Below are 21,633 nucleotides of genomic sequence, written 5' to 3' on the forward strand. Positions count from 1 at the left end.
AAGTAAGATGCATAATACATAATTTGAGTATCCGGAAATAGATGAAAAAATTCATGTAAGTTTGTTTATATCTGTTTGACCATATGAAAAACAATCCGCATACCATCATTCGTATTGTTACTGCTGCTTCATTATTTGACGGTCATGATGCTGCTATTAACATCATGCGTCGCATTCTGCAAGCTAAGGGCGCCGAGGTAATTCATTTGGGACATAACCGCAGTGCTTATGAAATTGTGGAATGTGCTATTGAGGAGGATGCTCATGCAATTGCCATTACCAGTTATCAGGGGGGACACTTGGAATTTTTTAAATACATAAGAGATATGCTGGAGGATGCTGGGTGTGGGCATATAAAAGTTTTCGGCGGAGGTGGGGGTACCATTCTGCCCGAAGAAATAGATGCATTGCATAACTATGGAATTTCCAGAATTTATTCTCCCGATGATGGTCGGCAAATGGGACTGGAGGGTATGATCGAGGATGTGCTGGCAAAGTGTGCACTGGATAATGCTCCCTATATCAATGCTGCAGAAAACTGGCATAGTGTCGCGCCGCTAGAAAGAGTAAAAGACGTACGGCGCATAGCTCGAGCTATCACCCTTGCAGAGAGTGGGGTGGATTATACGGCTTTGATGCATCAGCTTGTGAATGATGGGGCAAAGCAGCAGGGTGTAGTATTAGGGATTACCGGTACGGGAGGAGCTGGAAAATCTTCCGTTACCGATGAAATCGTAAGAAGGTTTTTGAATTATACGGATAAAACCATTGCGGTCATTTCAATCGATCCTTCTCGGAAAAAGACTGGTGGGGCATTGCTGGGCGATCGTATCAGAATGAACAGCATCTCTCATCCCCGAGCCTATATGCGTTCTATCGCCACCCGCAACGAGCATATGGCATTAAGTGCTACGGCTCGGGATGCTATTGCGATATGCAAGGAAGTGGGCTTTGATATGATTATTTTGGAAAGTGCCGGTGTAGGGCAAAGCGATACCTCTATAGTTGACTGTTGCGATGTGAGTATGTATGTTATGACTCCCGAATACGGGGCAGCTACCCAGCTGGAAAAAATCAATATGCTCGATTATGCAGATTTAGTTTGCATAAACAAGTTTGATAAGTTGGGAGCAATGGATGCACTTCATGATATACGCAAGCAGTACAAGCGAAATCATCAGTTGTGGGATGCTCCAGATGAGACATTGCCTGTGATAGGTACCATCGCAGCACAGTTTAATGACGCAGGTGTTAACAAACTTTTTGAAAAGTTGATGGATGTTATTGCTAAAAAAACGGGTGTGACGTTTTATTCCTCAGCAACACAGCAGCAGCAAGGAGAAACTTTTAATAGATCGCAGATTATTCCTCCCCAGCGGAGTCGTTATTTATCAGAGATTGTAGAGTGTATTCACAATTACGATAGCTGGGTGGAGAAGCAATGCGGCATTGCCTCTGCATTGTACCAGTTATATGGAGCGAAAGAACTGATAAAAAACGATTCACTAATCGATGAAAAAATTCGGGAACTACAGCATGAGTTGCATCCGCAATGTAAAGAGTTGATAGAAGAGTGGCCGAAGGTGAAAGAAGTTTATGCGAAAAATTATCTAGAATATAAAGTCAGAGATAAAATTGTGCATCAGTCTCTGATCTCCACTTCGCTAAGTGGGCTTACCATAAAAAAAGTATCGCTTCCTACATATAAGGATTGGGGAGATATTCTAAAATGGCGATTGCAAGAAAACTTGCCGGGAAAATTTCCTTTTACCGCCGGCGTATTTGAGCTGAAAAGGAACGAAGAGGAGCCTACGCGTATGTTTGCGGGAGAAGGAACTCCAGAGCGAACTAATAAGCGATTTCATTATTTGAGCTTGCAACAACCGGCCAAGCGATTGAGCGCGGCATTTGACAGTGTAACCCTATACGGAGAAGATCCGGATTACAGAGCTGATATCTATGGAAAAATTGGTAATAGCGGGGTGAGTGTGGCTACCATTGACGATGCGAAAAAGCTTTACAGCGGTTTTGATTTATGTGATCCAGCCACTTCAGTTTCGATGACAATTAATGGCCCAGCGCCTATCATACTGGCATTTTTTCTTAACACGGCGATTGATCAGCAGTGTGAAAAATGGCTTACTAATAATGGCCACAAATGGAATATCGATGGTAATACCGAAAATAATGTTCCCATATACAGAGGTACGCTGCCAGAAGGTCACAATGGGTTAGGTTTAAAGCTGCTGGGGCTTAGTGGAGATACATTATTGCCCCCTGAAGTGTATGAGAAAATTAAAGCGGATACCTTGTTAAAAGTAAGAGGAACGGTTCAGGCTGATATTTTAAAGGAGGACCAAGCTCAGAATACCTGCATTTTCTCTACCGAATTTTCCCTGAAATTGATGGGCGATGTACAGGAATATTTTATCGCCAATAAGGTACGCAATTTTTACAGTGTGAGCATCAGCGGTTATCATATCGCGGAGGCTGGAGCAAATCCTATAACACAGCTGGCGTTTACTCTGGCAAACGGCTTTACATATGTGGAGTACTATTTGAGCCGCGGCATGCATATTGATGATTTTGCTCCCAATCTGTCTTTCTTTTTTAGTAATGGAATGGATCCTGAGTATAGCGTCATCGGCCGTGTGGCACGGCGCATATGGGCCAAAGCCATGAAGGAAAAGTATGGTGCGAATGAGCGTTCTCAGAAATTGAAATATCACATTCAAACATCAGGCAGGAGTTTGCACGCTCAGGAGATAGATTTCAATGATATCAGAACGACGCTGCAAGCATTATATGCCATTTACGACAATTGCAACTCGCTTCACACCAATGCGTATGATGAGGCAATTACCACGCCTACCGAAGAAAGCGTACGTCGTGCCATGGCCATTCAGCTGATTATCAATAAAGAGTTGGGCAGTGTGAAATCGGAAAATTTTTTACAAGGCAGCTTTGCTGTGGAAGAATTAACGAATTTGGTAGAAGATGCTGTATTGAAAGAGTTTGATCGCATTACCGAACGAGGAGGCGTTATTGGAGCCATGGAGCGAATGTATCAGCGAAATAAAATTCAAGAAGAAAGCATCTATTACGAAACGCAGAAGAATTCAGGTGAACTTCCGATAATTGGTGTGAACACTTTTTTAAATAAAGAAGGAAGCCCAACCCTATTGCCACATCAGGTTACCCGTAGTACTGAAGAGGAGAAAAAACAGCAGGTGGAAAACTTGCGGGCTTTTCAGCAACGACACCATGAGCGGAGCGCATCGGCTTTACAGAGGCTAAAAAAAGTTGCTTTAAATAATGGAAATGTTTTTGCCGAGTTGATGGAATGTGTGAAATACTGCTCGCTCGGACAAATTACACGCGCTCTATATGAAGTGGGGGGGCAGTACAGAAGAAATATGTAGTACAGAACATCTAGACTTGATGGGACATCCCAGCATCTTTTCATTGTTAATAAATCCAGGCTCAATAATAACAGCTATTTTTGGGCTTATGAAAATTATTCCACTTTCTGAAGGTGCTTTTACGGTAGACGCTACAAAAAAATTTGTGCCATTTCATGTAGGACAGGATGCGATGACTGACCGTTCTCGCGGAAGTTTGTTGGTGGAGATACAACCTTTCGTGGTCATTACGGACAATGACATTATACTACTGGATACCGGCCTGGGGCAAAAAAATGAGCAGGGGCAGTTTCAATTATTTAAAAACTTGAGTGAACATGGGCTAAATGCAGATGATATTACCAAAGTTATCATGAGTCATCTGCATAAGGACCATGCAAGCGGGCTGATCAATCCTTATACGGGGCAGTTGTCTTTTGAAAACGCTACGCATTATATCCAGAAGCAGGAATTAGAATATGCGCTGCAGGGTGGTTCAGTCTCGTATCATACCGAAATGCTGGAGCTATTAAAGTCTGCCGATAATGTGGTCCTGTCTGAAGCAGAGCAAGGCACATTAGGGGAAGGCATTCGTTATGAAATAACAGGAGCGCATTCTAAGTTTCATCGGGTAATATGGATAGAAGACGGGGATGAGATTGCTTTTTTCGGAGGAGATGATGCTCCGCAACTATCTCAAATGCGCACTCGCTTTGCAGCTAAATATGATTTCGATGGCAAAAAAGCCATGCAATTGCGCGAAAAATGGCTGAAGGAAGGAGCTGAGGGGGGGTGGAAGTTTTTATTTTATCATGATATCAAAACCCCTATACACCAATTCAATGAGTAAACACTGAATTTTAAGGAGGTCTTTCTCTGTATGTTAATTGCTACAAATAAAAAGGGCCTGCCCTAAAAAGAGCTGGCCGTTGCTAACCTATGAAAAACACCAAGAGCAAAAGTAAGAAATACAATTATTCAAAAAAAATTTTTGAGCTAAAATTTTACTTAATTAATGTTTAAACTTTTATTTTTTCTTTTGCGTAATTCTTCTCGAACCTGTCTTCTAAAGTTTTGCTCTTGGGCAAAGAAAGCATTGGCCTTTTCTACTCCTATAATAGGCGTAAATTGTTTACGGTATTTAATTTTCAAGTCTGCAATTTTACGCTCTCGCTCCAGTGGGTCTTTATGAGCTTTTATTACATTCCTGCGCTCCTGCAGATATTTATTCACATGAGGTTTAAGGCTGGATGCCTGGGATTTATTTAATGTTAAGTTTTTGCTAACGTAAGTAAAAAATAAATCATTTATCCTTACTGAGTCTGTTGGGGAAGACTGAGCAGCTACGGATAGGGATAAATATATAATGGTTAGTATGGACAAAATGAATCTCATCTTTGTCAGTTTAAAATTCCATCATAGGTACTGGTTTCATTTAAAAAGTTCAGCAGCTCCTGGTTGCTGATATTTTTAAATAAGGTATTGCCTTCAGAAATATCTTCGCTATTTAGCATATTATCAATATCCGCATCAATAAAACTTGTAAGCTCATCCACGCTTACGTACTGAATGGCGGTGTCAGAACTGGATGCAGCCACTAATTCATTATGCTTACGGGAGAATTTGAAAACGGCTGTAATAATCATGAATGCTGTAATAACAGCAGCAGCTACCCACCACCTACGTAATCGGATAACAGTGGTGCGGCGGTCCGGCTGGCCTTTTATTTTTCCAAAATAGCCATCTGGAACAGCGTAGGGCATTGCTCTCGAAACACTCTTTAGTAATGGGTAAGTCTTTAATTCATTTTCTATTTCTTCTTCTTCTTTTATTTTATCAAGAAGTGTTTTTTCCAAATTCTCAAAATAATGGGTGGGAACCCTGTAAGGGGGCTCTGAAAGTTGAGGGTTTTTGACCTTCATCAAAATACTCGGTATGTTGTCCCGTTCTTCCATTTGCAAAATCAGACAAACTGATGATAAAAAAGTTTAATGGTGCAACAAATAATCCTCAATTTTTTTAGCCGCATGATGGTAGCTGGCTTTTAGCGATCCGGTAGAAACTCTCAGAATTTCGCTGATTTCATTGTACGGCATTTCGTCGAAATATCGCAAACAAAATACGAGCCTTTGCTGCTCGGGTAATGTTTGAATGGCTAACTGCAATTTCCATTCCAGTTTGCTAGCATCGAAATAGGGGTCTGCTTTTACACTGTTTTGTAAGTCTGAAGTGTCTCCCAGGTCTACGATGCGTGCCTTTTGCTGCTTGTGGAGAAAAGTGATACTTTCATTAGTGGCTATGCGATATAGCCATGTATATAATTTACTTTCCTCGCGAAAATGCTCCAGGCCTTTCCACATTTTTATAAAAACATTTTGCAGTACATCATCTGCATCTTCGTGTACCACCACCAGTCGCCTTATATGCCAGTAGAGTTTTTCCTTGTATTTAGATACAATCAGGGAAAAAGCCTTCTCTTTCGTGCGTTCGTCACGAAAAAGAGCCAGTAGGGCTTCATCTGTAAGGCCTTGCTGATGCATCTAACTTATAAATTGACTATTTTTCGACACTAAGGTTTAAAGCAAAGACGCTAGCATTTTTTAGTGGCATATAAAAAACCCTATGGGCAAATGCCATAGGGTTTTATCGGAAGAAAATTATATTAACCTTTTCTTGCAATAGCTCTTTCGGCGGCAGCTACAATATCGGGAACGTCTAATCCGTATTTCTTCAGAAGTTCCTTAGGAGTACCACTCTCACCAAAGGTGTCTTTAGTGCCCACAAATTCGATAGGAATTGGAAAATGTTTAGCTGCACATTGGGCAATCACATCACCCATACCCCCGATAATATTGTGCTCTTCGGCGGTTACAGCACATTTGGTTTTCTTGATCGAATTGATGACAGCCTCTTCATCTAATGGCTTAATGGTGTGGATATTAATTACTTCCACGCTGATGCCTTTTTCCTCCAGAATGGCGCCGGCTTGAATGGCGTTCCAAACCATGTGACCGCAGGCAAATATGGTTACATCGGTACCCTCAGAGAAAAACTGAGCTTTTCCGATAACAAAATCTTCTTCTTTGGTAAAAATAGGCCAGCTAGGACGTCCGAAACGCAAGTAAACAGGTCCTTCGTATGCGGCTATGGCCTTGGTGGCTGCTTTGGTTTGTGTATAATCGCAAGGTACGATTACGGTCATACCCGGCAGCATTTTCATCAGACCTATGTCTTCCAAAATCTGGTGAGTGGCACCATCTTCTCCCAACGTAACACCGGCGTGAGAAGCACAAATTTTTACGTTTTTACCACTGTAGGCAATAGATTGACGTATCTGGTCGTATACACGGCCGGTACTGAAGTTAGCGAATGTGGTTGTGAAAGGAATTTTTCCTCCTATGGCTAGGCCTGCTGCGATACCCATCATGTTCGCTTCGGCAATACCGCACTGAATAAATCTATCTGGAAATTCTTTAACGAATTGATTTAATTTCATTGATCCCAGCAGATCAGCAGTAAGTGCCACGATATTTTCATTGTTGCGGGCAGCTTCTACTATACCATCACCGAATCCGCTTCTTGTGTCTTTACTTCCTGTTGATTGAATATCTTTTAAAGCCATCGTAAAAAGTTTAGTAGCAAACGTAATGAAAAAAAGTCAATCCATTTAATGCATTTGCATTAAATGTTAGAAATACATTTTTTATTTTCCTAATTTTAGAGCGTTTAAAAATAGCTAATATTTCCTAAAAATTGCACAATACTATTTCTACTTATAAAATCTGGTATGAAAATGGTGCCAGGGCGAGTATTTATCAAGAGAGTGTTAATAAAATTTTGGTGAGTAAAATCTGGTGTATTTATAGTTTTGCTTTGTTACTTTCGTGAAATTACTCCACCTTTGCCAACATATTTTGAATATATATAAGAATGGGACTTTTTAACTGGTTTACACAGGAAATTGCAATGGATTTGGGTACTGCAAATACCCTTATTATACATAATGATCAAGTGGCTGTAAATGAGCCAAGTATTGTAGCGCTTAATCGCAACAATCCTAAAGAAGTGCTCGCGGTTGGTAAGCGGGCATTGATGATGCACGAAAAAACCCATGAAAGCATCCGCACCGTAAGGCCATTGAAAGATGGAGTAATTGCCGACTTTAATGCGGCTGAGCTGATGATTCGCGAGCTCATCAAATTAGTATACCCCAAAAAGCCGCTTTTTCCACCTAGCTGGAGAATGATGATCTGTATTCCTTCTTCTATCACCGAAGTAGAGAAGCGGGCAGTAAGAGATAGTGCTGAGCAAGCCGGTGCCAAAGAAGTGTATTTGATTCATGAGCCTATGGCGGCAGCGTTGGGTATTGGGATTGATGTGGAAGAGCCGGTAGGGAACATGATTATCGATATAGGCGGAGGCACTACTGGTATTACGGTAATTGCCTTGGCTGGAATTGTATGCGACCAAAGTATCCGTATCGCAGGAGATGAGTTCACTGCTGATATCATGGAAGCGTTGAGAAGGTATCATAGCTTGCTGATTGGGGAGCGCACTGCCGAGCAAATTAAAATTCAGATAGGTGCAGCAACCAAAGATCTCGATAACCCACCGGATGATATACCTGTAAACGGTCGTGATTTAGTAACCGGTATTCCCAAGCAAATAATGGTTAGCTATCAGGAGATAGCTGAAGCATTGGATAAAAGCATTTTTAAGATAGAAGAGGCTATTTTAAAGGCTCTGGAACAAACACCCCCTGAACTTGCTAGCGATATTTACCGGAGAGGTCTTTATCTCACAGGTGGAGGAGCCTTGCTGCGTGGTTTGGATAAAAGATTAAGTCAAAAAATAAAGCTTCCCGTACATATTGCCGATGATCCACTGAAAAGTGTAGTAAGGGGCACCGGTATTGCATTACAGAACTACGATAAATATCCGTTTGTAATGCGTTAATAGAGCGACGCTTTATCCACCATTGTAAGTATTCAAAAAAATCCCCCCAGGGGGTTGGGGCAATGCGTAATATATTTTTGTTCATCCGACGGTCTTCAGTATTTATACTGTTTATAATTCTGCAAGTTCTTTGCCTCTCCCTGCTTTTTACCTATAATAGGTCGCACAGAGCCAAAGGGTTGGGAATTGCAGGAAGCATTACCTCGTATTTTAACCAGAAGTATAATTATTTCGAAGATTTTTTCTCCCTGCGGGAGGAAAACCGTCGTGTACACCAGATGAACGATTCCCTTGTGAATTTGCTTCGTCAGAATTTTGTAAGAGTAGATACCGGTACGATAGCGCTTTCCGATTCTTTACTGGGCAACCCCGCTATACAAAAGCAGTATGTATGGCGTAGTGCACAGGTATTGTACAGTACGGTAAACAGTGATAAAAATTATCTCCAGATCAACCGTGGAAGCAGCTCCGGAATTGCCGATGATATGGGCGTGTTTAGTTCAAACGGTGGACTGGTAGGAAAGGTGGTGAATACCGGCGAAAACTTCAGTCAGGTGATGAGCCTACTGAATGTGGTCAATAAATTTAATGTACAATTGAAAAGAACCGGCAGTGCCGGCATGCTTAGTTGGGACGGTAAGTCGCCTCAGGAGCTTACCTTGACTAATATTCCCAAAACCGATTCTGTACGGGTAGGTGATACCATTGTTACCGGAAACTATTCTCTCAGTTATCCGCCGGAGCAACTGGTAGGTACGGTTTCAAAAGTTTTAATCGATAAATCCAGCAATTTTCTTATACTGAAAGTGAAGCCTACAGCAAATCTGACCAATGTACAGCAGGTATTTGTGGTGGAAAATGTGAGTATGAGAACGCAAGAGGGGCTGGACCAGCAAACCCGGAATCTCATAGATAAAAAACCGGCGAATTAATGAGTGATTTGGTAAGAAATACAATACGTTTTATACTGTTTGTGTTTTTGCAGGTATACATTTTAAACAAAATGCCGCTATTACACGAACTGATAACACCTTATCTGTATTTCTTATACATTTTGTGGCTGCCCTTTTATATCAAGCGAGGTTGGTTGCTTATTTTAGGCTTTTTTCTAGGCTTATCCATCGATTACTATTCAATTACCCCGGGTTTGCATGCAGCGGCATGTGTGTTGATAGCTTATTTGCGACCATTTATCATTCATTTGCTTTCACCCAAAGAAGCTGCAGAGTATAGTAGTAAAGAGCCTTCCCCGAAAGCTATGGGCTGGACTTCCTATCTACTGTATGCATTAATTCTCTCATTTTGTCATAATTTCTATCTGCTTTTTCTGGCCTGGCTGTCGTTTGGTTCTTTTATAGTGTTCTTAATGAAAATTTTTGTGACCACAGCTATCAGTCTTTTGATGATTATTATCGCCGAGCTCATCTTCCCCCGCAAGCTCAGATACAGAACCAACACAGTTTAATTTTCTTTTAGTAAATATTTTGGGATAAAATTGTAAAAGTATGGGCGGGCACAATACCTTTGCAACATATTTGCAAATAACCTTAAAAATCTCCCATACCTTATTCTATGTCCGTGTTTAATCGTTCCAGGAGTTATATTATTCGGGCAATTTTTCTTTCAGTATTCTTGCTGATACTGGGACAGTTAGTGAATTTGCAAATACTGAGTAGTAAATACCATAAACTAGCCAGAGATAATGCCATTTTTGAGAAAATTGTTTACCCCGAGAGAGGCATTATCTACGATCGCAAAGGTCGCCCTATACTGAACAATACCATCATGTATGACCTGATGGTAACACCTGCTGAGGTAAAACATATCGATACCATGGCCTTTTGCCGGTTGATGGAGATCGATACAGCCACTTTCCGACAGAAAATCGTGGAGGCTATTATCAAGAATACAAGAGTAAGGCCTTCTATTTTCATGTCTCTTTTAACACCCGAACTTCAGGCACGTTTTGAGGAAAATAGCTGGAAATTTCCGGGCTTTGCATTGCAGGAACGTCCTGTGCGTACATACCCTTATAATGTAGGAGCACATTTTCTAGGTTATGTAGGAGAAGTTTCGCCCAAAGATATTGAGCTCTCGGGCGGGTTTTACCGTATGGGCGATTATCGGGGTAAAAGCGGGTTGGAATATACTTATGAAAAGGTGCTGATGGGCCAGCGTGGGGTGCAGTATATGATTAAAGACAATCGTAACCGGCTTGTAGGTAGCTATGAGAACGGTGCATTTGATACAATTGCAATAGCAGGTCGTGGGCTGAAGACTTTTATTGATGTGGATCTGCAGATATTGGCGGAAAAACTTATAGATAATAAAATGGGTGCGGTCGTTGCCATCGACCCCAAAACCGGCGGGATATTGGCTATGGCCTCAGGCCCTTTGTTTGACCCTAACGATCTTACCGGCACTGAAAAAAATAAAAATTACAGTCGTTTACTCCTCGATGTGAAGGGGCCATTGCTTAACAGGGCCATAAAAGGACAATACCCCCCGGGCTCAACTTTTAAGCCTTTAGGGGCACTTGTTGCTTTGGATCAGGGTATTATTACCCCCTCATTCGGTTTCCCTTGTGGAGGCCGTTATTACAATTGTGGTACCGGGAAGCCCGCTTGTACCCATGCCGGGGGTGGCCACGCTGCTAATCTTCGTCGGGCTATTGCCAATTCCTGCAATTCCTATTTTGTAGATATTTATAGAAAAACGATAGATAATCCTCGTATCGGAAATACTAAAAAAGGTTTTGAAGTGTGGGAAGATTATATGCACAATTTCGGGCTCGGCGTTAGATTGGGTATTGATTTACCTAGCGAGGATAAGGCCAATATTCCCACAGTAGCTGACTATGATAAGGAATATAAGGGCTCTTGGAGCTCCTGTACCAATCTTACCTTAGGTATCGGACAGGATAAAATGACGGCTACACCGCTGCAACTGGCCAATAGCATGTGCATTATTGCCAATAAAGGTTATTACTACACGCCACATTTTGTAGACAGTATTGAGAATGAAACTCCGGAAGATAGCGTCTTCATGAATAAATACAGACAAAGGCATGATGTGCTTACGCATATTTCCGACTCTGCTTACAACGCGGTAATTAATGGTATGCACGATGTGGTATTACACGGTACTGCAAGGGTGGCGAATATTCCGGGTATTGAGGTATGTGCCAAAACCGGTACCGCACAAAACTCAAGGTATGTAGCCGGGAAAAGATGGACCTTGAAGGATAACTCCATGTTCGTATGTTTCGCTCCCAAGGATGACCCTAAAATTTGTGTGGCTGTAGTAGTGGAAAATGCCGGATACGGAGCTACCTGGGCTGGACCTATTGCCCGTATTTTGATGGAGCAGTATTTGCTGGATTCATTGACGCCCAAAAGCAAGGCCGATTTGGAGCGGATTTCAAAGGCTAATATCTTACCTCCTTACATTCCTCGTTTGCAGTATTATACGGACTCGGTAAGGGCTGTCGAATGGTTAAAAGCTTATGGTGACAGTTCACGTATAAAACAATTTATAAAAGGAAGTCAAAAGAAAGATACCTCTGCATCGACTTCATCACAACCTAAGCAGTTAAAGGCCGCTAACAATAAAGAAAAGCAACAGGAACAGCAAGAAAAGCTGCCGTTGCCAGTGCGCAAGGAAAATTGGGTAGCGATTGTGAGTAATCCCAGACCATATGTTTTCAAAGTAACGAATACTATTCATAATTAGCATGAGTCAGCAAAACGTCAAAATATCAAAGGGGATAGATATAGTGTTAATCATTTTATATCTGTTGCTGGTGTCCATCGGACTCATGGCTATTTTTGCTGTTACTTATAAGGAAGGCGACCCGATATTACAGAGTTTTCTCGGATATAAGACAGATTACAGCAAGCAGTTTTATTTTGCCTGTGTAGCTCTAGTACTGGGACTTTTTATTTTGCTGACTGACAGTAAATTTTTTCCCGCAACCGCTAATTTATGCTATGCAGGAGGAATTATATTGCTGTTGTTGGTGTTCCCCTTTCACTCTTCGGTGAAGGGAACGGAGTCCATTATCCGTTTCGGAGGTTTTCAGTTTCAGCCTGCGGAGTTTTGTAAAATTACGGTGGCGCTGGCACTGGCTAAATATCTTTCTTTGCCCGAGATGGACTTTTCCAAACCCAAATCCCAATTAATTGCCGCGGCACTTACGCTCACACCAGCCGTTATTACAATATTTCAAAAGGAAACGGGGCTTGCACTGGTGTTCTTTGCTTTTTTTCTAGTTATGTACCGAGAAGGCCTACCCGCTGTTTATATTGTTACGGGCATTGGAATTGGCGTGCTAATAGTGGCAACCCTACTGCTGGATAAAAATGTGTTGGCTCTAATTCTTACAGTGATAGCTGGGCTGGTAATTTTGTTTAGTAAAAGGCAGATCAAGCGTAACAAGGCTATATTGGTGCGAATTATACTGATATGGGTAGTATGTGTGGGTATTCAACGGTTCGGGGTGCCCTTCTTGTTCACGCATGTATTTGAAAAGCACCAAGTAGAACGTATTTTCAGTACCATCGGAAAAGATATTCCGGAAGAATATCTGAAGTCCGAGGTGAAGATTGATGAAAAAAACGGTAAACAACTAAATACTGCGGATTATAATGTAAAACAATCCAAAATTGCTGTAGGTAGCGGCGGATTATGGGGAAAAGGACTGCTAAACGGTACTCAAACCCGGTATGGATTTGTGCCCGAACAGCGAACTGACTTTATATTCGATACCATTGGTGAGGGTTTTGGATTTGTAGGAAGTGTGGTATTGTTGGGGCTTTACTTGTTTTTATTATTTCGTATTGTAACCATTGCAGAAAGGCAGCGCAGTGTATTTAGTCGCTGTTATGCTTATGGAGTCGCCTCCGTATTTTTCTTTCATATTGCTATTAATATCGGAATGGCGATAGGACTAGCGCCGGTAATTGGAATTCCGTTGCCTCTGATCAGCTATGGCGGTACATCCTTGCTAACTTTTTCGATACTGCTTTTTATACTCATACGCCTAGATGCTGACCGACAGATGATCCTTCGATAAAAAAAATCCCCTCCCTGTAACTTTTTACATCCCTTAGCCGTATTAGTATTAAAGGCAATTAGGAAATCAGGCTATCATGACAGAACGGGAGTATAATAATTGCGTACGGGATTATGCGGATGGGCTCTACCGTTTTGTTCTAAAAAGCCTGAAGAATGAGGCTGATGCCGAAGATGTGGTGCAGTCTGCTTTTGAAGAATTGTGGAAGTTGCGCAGTACGGTTATTCCGGAAACAGCAAAATCGCTTCTGTATACTATTGCCTATCGGAAAATGATTGACTGGATTCGGAAGAACAAAAAAATGAGTTTTGTAGAAGAAGTGGAAACACATGAAACTCGTACCGTACATCCGCCTGCCAACCTAAAGGATGCCCTTCATCATGCTTTGGAAAAATTGGATGCAACGAAGAAAGCGTTAGTGTTATTGAAAGATTACGAGGGGTATAGTTATGAAGAAATAGGTGGCATTACAGGTTTGAGTGAAAGTCAGGTGAAAGTATATCTGCACCGTGCACGCTTGCAGTTGAAAGCGTATATTGTTAAAATGGAAAACGTGTTATAGTGAAGGAGCTTACAGATATCAATATTGATAATTACGAACACTGGTTTTTACTACTAGTGGACGGTGAGCTCAGGGATGTCGGGCAGCGGAAAGCTTTGTATGAATTTTTAAGCCTCCATCCGTATTTGGAGCGGGAGCTGGATATCCTCAAAGCTACCGTGCAGCAACCGGATGAGGAGATAGTGTACCCGGCCAAGAATAAGTTGCTGAAAGTAAGCGACGAAACGCTAATGCTATATCTGGACGGTGAGCTATCTCAGGAAGATAAACTGTGGGTTGAAGCAGTGCTGGAGCAGGGCGATGCGCAACCGCTACAGGAGTTACAAAAAGTATATCTACAACCGGATCTATCGATAACTTGTCCCCATAAAGAGAAACTTTATAAAAAAGCTCCTGTTAGTCATTTATCTTCTACATGGCTGAAAATTGCAGTAGCCGCTGTTTTTGCAGGAGTATTGTTAGCAATCTATTTTACCTTTTATGGAAAACAAGAGGAAGCGGTCCCTCTCGCTGCTAAATCACAGCAGAGCAGATCAGAGGAACATCTTTTTACAAAAGATACCGTACCTACTGGTTTCAATAAGTTAGCAATAGCCGTTTCACCCCACACCCAGCTAGTTCACAGTCAAGAGCAGCGAAATATAAAAGGTGGTTCTACGGATGTGCCGCAATCTACAATACTTCAGGAAAAGAGCAGTAAGGTAGGCACTGCAATTGTTAGGGAGCAAGAAAACATCGAAGTACAGGACCCACTATATGGTCTAACAGCAGTTGTGAAAGATGCTCCCGATATTCACCGAGTAAAAGAACCGGAGAGCCTTGCTCTAGATGTTACACCTGCCGTAGATATAGATCGAGAAAGCATTGCGATAGTGCATTCAGATATCATTCCCTCATCGCCGCAGGAGGTTACTACCTCTAAGAAGAAAAAATCTTTGATTAAAAATCTTGGTAAAAATATTAAAAATCGGGCCTTGGATATTTTAACCAATGGCGAGGATGAGGTAATTATCGCCGGATTCGCAGTAAATATTACTAACCTTAGGAATACAGAAAAATAAAAACAGTGTATATGCGTATTTATTTTAGTGTGATGACAATAATGTTGCTTTTTGCAACTGTTGCTTATGGGCAAGTTGATTCTACCAAAGTAAGTGTTGAAGTGAAAATAGAAAGTTCATCAGATAGAACTACTGAGAAGGAAGTATACAAACGTCCAGTAAGAGTAAAAACCAGCTGGTTTTCGGGTTTTGATTTAGGCTTTGCCAATTTTTCAGACCATACAGATTACAATAGTGCCGAAGCACAGGCTTTTGCGCCAGGAAGCAATACAGAGTGGTTTGATTTGAAGAACGGGAAGTCTATAAATGTAAACATCTGGGTTTTTCAGCAAAAGATCAATCTGATTCATACGCATCTTAACCTTAAATATGCATTGGGGCTTGAACTGAATAATTATCGTTATACCAATCCTATTCGTTTTAATAAAAATCAACCCTATGTTTCTTGGGATAATACCGCCGATCGTACCTATCGGAAAAACAAACTGGCCGCGGATTATGTAAATCTACCCATTATGCTAAATGTTAATTTTGGAAATCCGAGCAATCGTTTCGCATCTAATGAAAAACATTCAGGGTGCGGCGTGAAGGTGGATAAAGGAAAAGAATGGGGGTTCAGTGCCGGTATCAGTATTGCTTATCTATATAGCGCACGAAACAAAACCATTACATCGGATGAGGGAAAAGAAAAACTGAAAAATAACTTTAACCTGAATCCTTGGAAATTGGCTTATGTAGGGGAGCTGAATTTGGGGTATTTCAGTATTTACGGTTCTTACGCCTTCAAAAGCATGTTCAAGAATGGCCTCGACATGACTCCCTATACCATCGGCATCAGATTATAATGCCCGTGAGGGTAGATGAAAGCGATGCTGTATCTTTACAGTATTATGTTAGCCAGATTTTTATGCATCGTACTTTTTCTGATGCTGGCCATATGTGGTAAAGCTCAGGACGAACCCAAACCAGATACCCTAGTAATAGGTGGCGTAACTATTATCCGCGATAATGCTCCTATAGAGTCGGGGAGGAGAAGGTTTTTAAAAAAATTAAGTAGCAGTATTAGTCCTAGAAATGTAAAAACACAATGGGCTATTATCGACTTGGGTGTTTCTAATTATGCAGACAACACCGATTATACCGGTGTGGAAGCACAAGATTATGCTCCTGGAGCAAATGAAACATGGCTGGATCTAAAACCTTTTATATCGCGCAACGTCAACATATGGTTTGTGACCCAGCAGTTTAATCTTATTAATCATTATGTGAACTTTCAGTATGGGTTGGGGCTGGAGTTGAATAATTATCATTACAAGCAACCGGTACGCTATCAGGCTATTACCGAGGCTGTGCATAACTCCCCGGTAATGTACTTGGATCAGACAAACAACCGCTCCTATAGAAAAAATAAACTAGCTGCAGATTATATTACCGTTCCCATCATGTTGAATTTAAATCTGACGCCTACACGTCTCTACCCCTTCGAAATCAGTGCGGGTGTAAGTGTTGGATATCTCTATTCAGCCAGAAATAAGTTTATTAATTCCGATGAGGGTAAGTCCAAGGTTAGGGGGGATTTTGACTTGCGTCCTTGGAAACTGGCGTATATGGGCGAGTTGAATCTAGGAGTATTGCGTCTGTACGGCTCCTATGCATTTAAAAGCATGTACAAAAGAGGATTGGATATTACCCCTTACACTTTTGGGGTGCGAATAAAACCCACCGAATTATTCGGTAAGTTGGAGACTCCCTAAAAATAGTGATTGCAAATATTTTCGGTAGAAATCTTATAAAACAGTTCTTACAGTAACTGTATAATTGTTATTTCAATTAACTTTATCCGGTTTAACATTGATTTTACTCTAATTCTTCGGATTGAATAATTATTAATTAATGCTTCTGAATACAAAAAGATTTGCGCTACTTTCGATTATTGTTTTACTAATTGCTTGTAAAAATCAATCGGGAAGTGACGCCGATAAAAAGCGTGCAGATTCATCACACTCCTGCATGCAGGTACCATCCCGGTATATTACTGCTGACACTTCCAATATACCTTTCAGTGGGGATTCATCGTTAGAAGGAATGGTATTAATACCCGGGGGTGTTTTTGAAATGGGTGCCGATAACGATCAGGCCAGTCCCGATGAATATCCCAAGCATAAGGTACAGGTGTCTCCTTTTTATATGGATATTACTGAGGTGACCAATGCTCAGTTTAGAAAATTTGTGGAAGCCACCGGGTATGTGACAACCGCAGAACGGGCACCCGATTGGGAAGAAATCAAAAAGTCATTGCCCCCCGGCACACCCAAGCCGCCAGATAGTGTGCTGGTACCGGCATCGCTCGTATTTAAGCCCTCTGACGGTCCTGTTGATTTAAACGATTATAGCCAATGGTGGACATGGAAGAAAGGTGCCAATTGGCGTCAGCCCGAAGGACCGGGAAGCTCTATCGAGGGTAAAGATGATTATCCGGTAGTACACATAAGCTGGGAAGATGCGCAAGCTTACTGTAAGTGGGCAGGCAAGCGGCTGCCTACCGAGGCAGAGTGGGAGTTCGCAGCACGTGGGGGACTTATTAATAATATCTATCCCTGGGGTAATGAGCATGTGAACCAGGGTAAACCTAAAGCTAATACTTGGGAGGGGAAGTTCCCATATTTAAATGAACAGAAAGACGGTTATGTTAAACTAGCACCCGTAAAATCTTATCCTCCCAATGGATACGGCCTCTATGATATGGCTGGTAATGTATGGGAGTGGTGTAGCGATTTATATCATTACGACTACTACAAACAGTTAGAGGGAAAACTTACTGTAGATCCCAAAGGCCCCGATTCTTCTTATGATCCGCAAGAGCCCTATACACTCAAAAGAAGTTTGAGAGGGGGGAGCTTCTTATGTAACGACTCTTATTGCAGCGGATATCGAGTTGCACGTCGGATGAAGAGCAGTCCGGATACCGGATTGGAACACACAGGTTTTCGTTGTGTGAAAGACGTAAAATAAAAGTTAGGTTAGTATCGGGTAAAAATTCGCTACTACACAGACTAGGTATGTAGGGGAGGATATTTTTGGCAGCCAGACAGATATTTTGTTCTTTTGCTTCCTCAGTTTTAATAATATACAATTGTTTAATGATACAGATAGGCGGTAAACAGCTGTCTTTGAGGGATTTTGAGGAAATACTGCTACACAAAAAGCAGATTTCCATTGATCCGCAAGCGTTGGAGAAGGTTCAATCTTCTTTTGAGTTTCTCAAACAGTTTTCTGATCATAAACTTATATACGGCATTAATACAGGGTTTGGGCCGATGGCTCAATACAAAATTAGTAGCGAAAATACCCTGCAGCTTCAGTACAATCTCATTAGAAGTCATTCAAGTGGAGGCGGTGCCGTATTAAATCCGTTATTAGGGCGTGCTGTCATGATTACCCGCCTCAATAATTTTTTGCAAGGGTATTCCGGTGTAGTCCCAGACCTACCTATATTGCTGGCAGATATGATCAATGCCGATCTCATACCCTGTATTTACGAGCACGGAGGAGTAGGCGCAAGTGGCGATTTGGTACAACTGGCGCACCTTGCTTTAGGCGTGATAGGCGAGGGGGAAGTATGGTACCAAGGACAATTAATGCCGGCTGCACAGGGGTTTGAATTGGCAGGGTTAAAACCTTTGCAAATACATATACGAGAAGGCCTTGCGCTTATAAACGGAACTTCGGGAATGACGGGAGTAGGCCTGCTGAATATTATTCGTGCTCACCGCTTGGTGGAGTGGGCCATTGCATTGTCGGCTCTTACTAATGAGCTGATGGAAGTATACGATGATCATTTCTCCTACGAGCTCAATATCGTTAAGCATCACAAAGGACAGAATTATGTAGCGGAGGTTTTTCGGAACATTCTGAAAGACAGTAAGATGATTCGTAGCCGCTCTGAACACTTATATAATCCGGAGAATATTCAGCACGATGTGTTTGAAGACAAAGTGCAAGAGTATTATTCATTGCGCTGTGTGACTCAGGTGTTAGGACCGGTATATGATACACTATTACACGCTGAGGAGACAGTGGTGAATGAGCTGAATTCGGTGAACGATAATCCTGTGGTAGATGTAGCCAATCATAACATTTTTCATGGAGGCAATTTCCACGGCGATTATGTTTCATTCGAAATGGATAAGTTGAAAATAGCTATTACAAAGCTTACTATGCTTAGTGAGCGTCAATTGAATTATTTGCTCAATTCCAAGTTGAACCAAAAGTTTCCTCCTTTTGTGAACCTTGGTGTGTTGGGCTTCAACTTTGGTATGCAGGGAATACAGTTTACGGCTACATCGACAACTGCAGAAAGTCAGACGCTTTCTTATCCCATGTATGTACACAGTATTCCTAATAATAACGATAATCAAGATATCGTAAGCATGGGATTCAATGCAGCACAGCTTACCAAAAAAGTAATTGATAATGCATATGAAGTGCTGGCCATTCAAGCTATGACCTTGTTGCAGGGGGTGGACTATTTAAACTGTCAGGACTTAATGTCTTCAAAAACCCGGGCGCTCTATAATAGCCTCAGGAATATCTTTCCTAAATTTATTGAAGATAGTCCGATGTATAAAAGCCTTGCTAAAATGCGCAGTTGGTTGGAGGCAAATGCCGTATCTCAAATTTAGCGAAGGCGATTAGCTTGCATTGTAAAATCTCAACTTCAAAACTATAATATGAATTGTGCTTTAGTAACCGGAGGGTCGCGCGGTATTGGTAGTGCCATCTGTGTGAAGCTGGCAACCATGGGGTACCATGTGCTCATCAACTATAAAGGTAATCGAGAAAAAGCAGAAGCAACACTCAAAGCAGTAAATGAGGCCGGTAGTAGTGGAGAACTGTTGCAATTCGATGTTGCCAATCGAGAAGAAGTGCAACGGGTGCTCACTGGATGGATAGAAGCCAATTCGGATAAGATAATTGAAGTGCTGGTCAATAATGCCGGTATTAAGGATGATGTATTGTTGATGTGGATGAAAGACGAGCAGTGGGATAATGTTCTAGACACGAGTCTCGGAGGATTTTTTAACGTTACCCGTATTGTTGTAAATAGCATGTTACGTCAACGTTATGGAAGAATTATCAATGTAGTGTCACTGAGCGGATTAAAAGGACTTGCCGGGCAAACCAATTACTCAGCAGCAAAAGGGGGTATCATAGCAGCTACAAAAGCACTTGCTCAAGAAGTGGGTAAGCGCAATATCACGGTTAACGCCGTAGCTCCGGGTTTTATTAAAACGGATATGACGGCTGATATAGATGAAGCACAGATGAAACAACTGATTCCTGTAAACCGCTTCGGCACTCCCGAAGAAGTAGCGCATGCAGTAGGATTTTTGGCAAGTAAGGAATCGGGATACATTACGGGGCATGTACTGTCTGTAAATGGTGGATTATACACCTAGCCATTAACAAGTGTTACCATTTCATTATTGCACTTCCCCATGTAAAACCGCTTCCAAAAGCCGCTAGGCAAACGAGATCGCCTTCTTTAATTTTTCCTTGTTCCCAAGCTTCACAAAGCGCAATAGGGATGGAAGCCGCTGTAGTATTGCCGTAATGCTGAATATTATTGAACATCTGGTCCTCTTTGAGGTTCAGCTTTTGCTGAATGTATTGGGAGATACGTAGATTAGCTTGATGGGTAATCAACAGGTTAATATCATTTTGTTGATAACCATTTGTCGCTAATGCCTCTTGAATGGCTTCAGGCATTTTGACTACAGCTTTTTTAAATACAGTCTGTCCGTCCATATAGGGATAAATATCTTCTCGCTCTACCAAGTCTTTATTTATAAAAAGATTGGCATAGGGATTATTTTCATCAACACGGGGTTTCCATTCTTTATTGTGTACGCCTGCATGGAAACCTGGATTAGGCATGCTGAGAAGTTCGGCTCCTTCGCCATCACTGTGCAGATGAGTGCTTAGTATGCCACGATTCTCTGATGGTGATGGTTGTAGGATGACGGCTCCCGCTCCATCGCCGAAAATTACCGATACGCTTCTACCTCTGGTGCTGAAGTCTAAGGCAAAAGAATGTACTTCAGCGCCAATCAGCAGTATGTTTTTATACATGCCTGTTTTGATAAATTGATCGGCCACACTCAACCCATATACAAACCCGCTACATTGGTTACGGATGTCCAGTGCTCCAATTTCTTTCAGGCCTAGCATACGTTGCACTAGTACACCACAGCCTGGGAAAAAATAATCGGGACTAAGAGTTGCAAATATGATAAAGTCGATATCGCTTTTTTGAATACCGGCACGCTCAATGGCTATTTCAGCCGCTTTTACGCCCAATATGGAAGTGGTTTCTTCAAATCGTTTTGCATAGTGTCGGGTTTGAATGCCTGTGCGTTCATGAATCCATTCATCCGAGGTATCCATTATTTTGGTAAGCTCGTGGTTGGTAACTACTTTTTCAGGAATATATTTTCCTATTCCGGCAATAATGGTGCGATTCATACTAACAGTTGTTAATGCAGCAAGTTAATAAATACTTCAATTTATTCTCATCTG

The 21,633-nt window shown here is 41.7% G+C and carries 19 protein-coding genes; 14 read left to right on the top strand and 5 right to left on the bottom strand.

Features of this window, described 5'->3' with window-relative positions; genetic code table 11:
* The first annotated feature begins 83 nt into the window (after nucleotides 1-83).
* On the top strand, nucleotides 84-3,422 hold the full coding sequence (locus V2H41_RS01585) for a methylmalonyl-CoA mutase family protein (protein ID WP_330973360.1): 3,339 nt from the start codon (nucleotides 84-86) through the stop codon (nucleotides 3,420-3,422).
* 88 nt (nucleotides 3,423-3,510) lie between these two features.
* The gene (locus V2H41_RS01590) at nucleotides 3,511-4,251 is read left to right on the top strand and encodes an MBL fold metallo-hydrolase (protein WP_330973361.1); all 741 of its coding nucleotides are present in this window, start codon (nucleotides 3,511-3,513) and stop codon (nucleotides 4,249-4,251) included.
* A 158-nt stretch (nucleotides 4,252-4,409) separates the two neighbouring features.
* Here V2H41_RS01590 and V2H41_RS01595 read toward each other — a convergent pair whose 3' ends face one another.
* The 4 genes from V2H41_RS01595 to V2H41_RS01610 all read right to left on the bottom strand — a co-directional run bounded on the left by V2H41_RS01595 (nucleotide 4,410) and on the right by V2H41_RS01610 (nucleotide 7,023).
* On the bottom strand, nucleotides 4,410-4,796 hold the full coding sequence (locus V2H41_RS01595) for a hypothetical protein (protein ID WP_330973362.1): 387 nt from the start codon (nucleotides 4,794-4,796) through the stop codon (nucleotides 4,410-4,412).
* A gap of 5 nt (nucleotides 4,797-4,801) precedes the next feature.
* On the bottom strand, nucleotides 4,802-5,323 hold the full coding sequence (locus tag V2H41_RS01600; RefSeq protein ID WP_330973363.1) for a hypothetical protein: 522 nt from the start codon (nucleotides 5,321-5,323) through the stop codon (nucleotides 4,802-4,804).
* 66 nt (nucleotides 5,324-5,389) lie between these two features.
* Nucleotides 5,390-5,941: an RNA polymerase sigma factor gene (locus V2H41_RS01605; protein WP_330973364.1), complete on the bottom strand. Its 552-nt coding sequence runs from the start codon at nucleotides 5,939-5,941 to the stop codon at nucleotides 5,390-5,392.
* A 122-nt stretch (nucleotides 5,942-6,063) separates the two neighbouring features.
* Nucleotides 6,064-7,023 carry a transketolase family protein gene (locus V2H41_RS01610; RefSeq protein WP_330973365.1) on the bottom strand — a complete coding sequence of 320 codons (960 nt, stop codon included), beginning with the start codon at nucleotides 7,021-7,023 and terminating at the stop codon, nucleotides 6,064-6,066.
* A gap of 308 nt (nucleotides 7,024-7,331) precedes the next feature.
* On the opposite strand from V2H41_RS01610, the gene V2H41_RS01615 reads away from it, so the two are divergent.
* The 12 genes from V2H41_RS01615 (at nucleotide 7,332) to flxB (ending at nucleotide 20,513) form a co-directional block, all read left to right on the top strand.
* Complete coding sequence (locus V2H41_RS01615) at nucleotides 7,332-8,357, top strand: rod shape-determining protein (protein ID WP_330973366.1); 1,026 nt, start codon at nucleotides 7,332-7,334, stop codon at nucleotides 8,355-8,357.
* Nucleotides 8,358-8,635: 278 nt separating this feature from the next.
* Nucleotides 8,636-9,289 (top strand): rod shape-determining protein MreC, encoded by a 654-nt coding sequence (gene mreC, locus V2H41_RS01620; RefSeq protein WP_330973367.1) that lies wholly within the window; start codon nucleotides 8,636-8,638, stop codon nucleotides 9,287-9,289.
* Entirely contained in the window at nucleotides 9,289-9,822 is a 534-nt protein-coding gene (locus V2H41_RS01625; RefSeq protein WP_330973368.1) for a rod shape-determining protein MreD, read from the top strand. The genes mreC and V2H41_RS01625 overlap by 1 nt, the downstream gene beginning before the upstream one ends.
* A gap of 107 nt (nucleotides 9,823-9,929) precedes the next feature.
* Nucleotides 9,930-12,089, top strand: a complete 2,160-nt coding sequence (mrdA, locus tag V2H41_RS01630) for a penicillin-binding protein 2 (protein ID WP_330973369.1) — start codon at nucleotides 9,930-9,932, stop codon at nucleotides 12,087-12,089.
* A 1-nt stretch (nucleotide 12,090) separates the two neighbouring features.
* Nucleotides 12,091-13,431 (top strand): rod shape-determining protein RodA, encoded by a 1,341-nt coding sequence (rodA, locus tag V2H41_RS01635; RefSeq protein ID WP_330973370.1) that lies wholly within the window; start codon nucleotides 12,091-12,093, stop codon nucleotides 13,429-13,431.
* Between the two features lie 76 nt (nucleotides 13,432-13,507).
* On the top strand, nucleotides 13,508-13,993 hold the full coding sequence (locus tag V2H41_RS01640) for an RNA polymerase sigma factor (RefSeq protein ID WP_330973371.1): 486 nt from the start codon (nucleotides 13,508-13,510) through the stop codon (nucleotides 13,991-13,993).
* A complete protein-coding gene (locus V2H41_RS01645) occupies nucleotides 13,993-15,054 on the top strand; it encodes a hypothetical protein (RefSeq protein ID WP_330973372.1) in 1,062 nt (353 codons plus the stop codon). The genes V2H41_RS01640 and V2H41_RS01645 overlap by 1 nt, the downstream gene beginning before the upstream one ends.
* 11 nt (nucleotides 15,055-15,065) lie before the next feature.
* The gene (locus V2H41_RS01650) at nucleotides 15,066-15,899 is read left to right on the top strand and encodes a hypothetical protein (protein ID WP_330973373.1); all 834 of its coding nucleotides are present in this window, start codon (nucleotides 15,066-15,068) and stop codon (nucleotides 15,897-15,899) included.
* 45 nt (nucleotides 15,900-15,944) lie between these two features.
* Complete coding sequence (locus tag V2H41_RS01655) at nucleotides 15,945-16,808, top strand: outer membrane beta-barrel protein (RefSeq protein ID WP_330973374.1); 864 nt, start codon at nucleotides 15,945-15,947, stop codon at nucleotides 16,806-16,808.
* A 139-nt stretch (nucleotides 16,809-16,947) separates the two neighbouring features.
* Entirely contained in the window at nucleotides 16,948-18,066 is a 1,119-nt protein-coding gene (locus V2H41_RS01660; protein WP_330973375.1) for a formylglycine-generating enzyme family protein, read from the top strand.
* Between the two features lie 128 nt (nucleotides 18,067-18,194).
* Nucleotides 18,195-19,736, top strand: a complete 1,542-nt coding sequence (gene flxA, locus V2H41_RS01665) for a flexirubin biosynthesis tyrosine ammonia-lyase FlxA (RefSeq protein WP_330973376.1) — start codon at nucleotides 18,195-18,197, stop codon at nucleotides 19,734-19,736.
* 48 nt (nucleotides 19,737-19,784) lie between these two features.
* Nucleotides 19,785-20,513, top strand: coding sequence for a flexirubin biosynthesis SDR family reductase FlxB (gene flxB, locus V2H41_RS01670; RefSeq protein ID WP_330973377.1), 729 nt, complete (start codon nucleotides 19,785-19,787; stop codon nucleotides 20,511-20,513).
* Between the two features lie 13 nt (nucleotides 20,514-20,526).
* Here the strand turns inward: flxB and V2H41_RS01675 are convergent, their stop codons facing one another.
* Nucleotides 20,527-21,579: a 3-oxoacyl-ACP synthase III family protein gene (locus V2H41_RS01675; protein ID WP_330973378.1), complete on the bottom strand. Its 1,053-nt coding sequence runs from the start codon at nucleotides 21,577-21,579 to the stop codon at nucleotides 20,527-20,529.
* Nucleotides 21,580-21,633: the final 54 nt, after the last annotated feature.

The sequence above is a fragment of the Niabella digestorum genome, assembly GCF_036409055.1.
In the GTDB taxonomy this organism is placed as follows: domain Bacteria; phylum Bacteroidota; class Bacteroidia; order Chitinophagales; family Chitinophagaceae; genus Niabella; species Niabella composti.

Excerpts from the sequence above, each read along its gene's own strand:
- V2H41_RS01585 (WP_330973360.1), top strand. The coding sequence starts at position 84 with ATGAAAAACAATCCGCATACCATCATTCGTATTGTTACTGCTGCTTCA.
- V2H41_RS01590 (WP_330973361.1), top strand. The coding sequence starts at position 3,511 with ATGAAAATTATTCCACTTTCTGAAGGTGCTTTTACGGTAGACGCTACA.
- V2H41_RS01595 (WP_330973362.1), bottom strand. The coding sequence starts at position 4,796 with ATGAGATTCATTTTGTCCATACTAACCATTATATATTTATCCCTATCC.
- V2H41_RS01600 (WP_330973363.1), bottom strand. The coding sequence starts at position 5,323 with ATGAAGGTCAAAAACCCTCAACTTTCAGAGCCCCCTTACAGGGTTCCC.
- V2H41_RS01605 (WP_330973364.1), bottom strand. The coding sequence starts at position 5,941 with ATGCATCAGCAAGGCCTTACAGATGAAGCCCTACTGGCTCTTTTTCGT.
- V2H41_RS01610 (WP_330973365.1), bottom strand. The coding sequence starts at position 7,023 with ATGGCTTTAAAAGATATTCAATCAACAGGAAGTAAAGACACAAGAAGC.
- V2H41_RS01615 (WP_330973366.1), top strand. The coding sequence starts at position 7,332 with ATGGGACTTTTTAACTGGTTTACACAGGAAATTGCAATGGATTTGGGT.
- mreC (WP_330973367.1), top strand. The coding sequence starts at position 8,636 with ATGAACGATTCCCTTGTGAATTTGCTTCGTCAGAATTTTGTAAGAGTA.
- V2H41_RS01625 (WP_330973368.1), top strand. The coding sequence starts at position 9,289 with ATGAGTGATTTGGTAAGAAATACAATACGTTTTATACTGTTTGTGTTT.
- mrdA (WP_330973369.1), top strand. The coding sequence starts at position 9,930 with ATGTCCGTGTTTAATCGTTCCAGGAGTTATATTATTCGGGCAATTTTT.
- rodA (WP_330973370.1), top strand. The coding sequence starts at position 12,091 with ATGAGTCAGCAAAACGTCAAAATATCAAAGGGGATAGATATAGTGTTA.
- V2H41_RS01640 (WP_330973371.1), top strand. The coding sequence starts at position 13,508 with ATGACAGAACGGGAGTATAATAATTGCGTACGGGATTATGCGGATGGG.
- V2H41_RS01650 (WP_330973373.1), top strand. The coding sequence starts at position 15,066 with ATGCGTATTTATTTTAGTGTGATGACAATAATGTTGCTTTTTGCAACT.
- V2H41_RS01655 (WP_330973374.1), top strand. The coding sequence starts at position 15,945 with ATGTTAGCCAGATTTTTATGCATCGTACTTTTTCTGATGCTGGCCATA.
- V2H41_RS01660 (WP_330973375.1), top strand. The coding sequence starts at position 16,948 with ATGCTTCTGAATACAAAAAGATTTGCGCTACTTTCGATTATTGTTTTA.
- flxA (WP_330973376.1), top strand. The coding sequence starts at position 18,195 with ATGATACAGATAGGCGGTAAACAGCTGTCTTTGAGGGATTTTGAGGAA.
- flxB (WP_330973377.1), top strand. The coding sequence starts at position 19,785 with ATGAATTGTGCTTTAGTAACCGGAGGGTCGCGCGGTATTGGTAGTGCC.
- V2H41_RS01675 (WP_330973378.1), bottom strand. The coding sequence starts at position 21,579 with ATGAATCGCACCATTATTGCCGGAATAGGAAAATATATTCCTGAAAAA.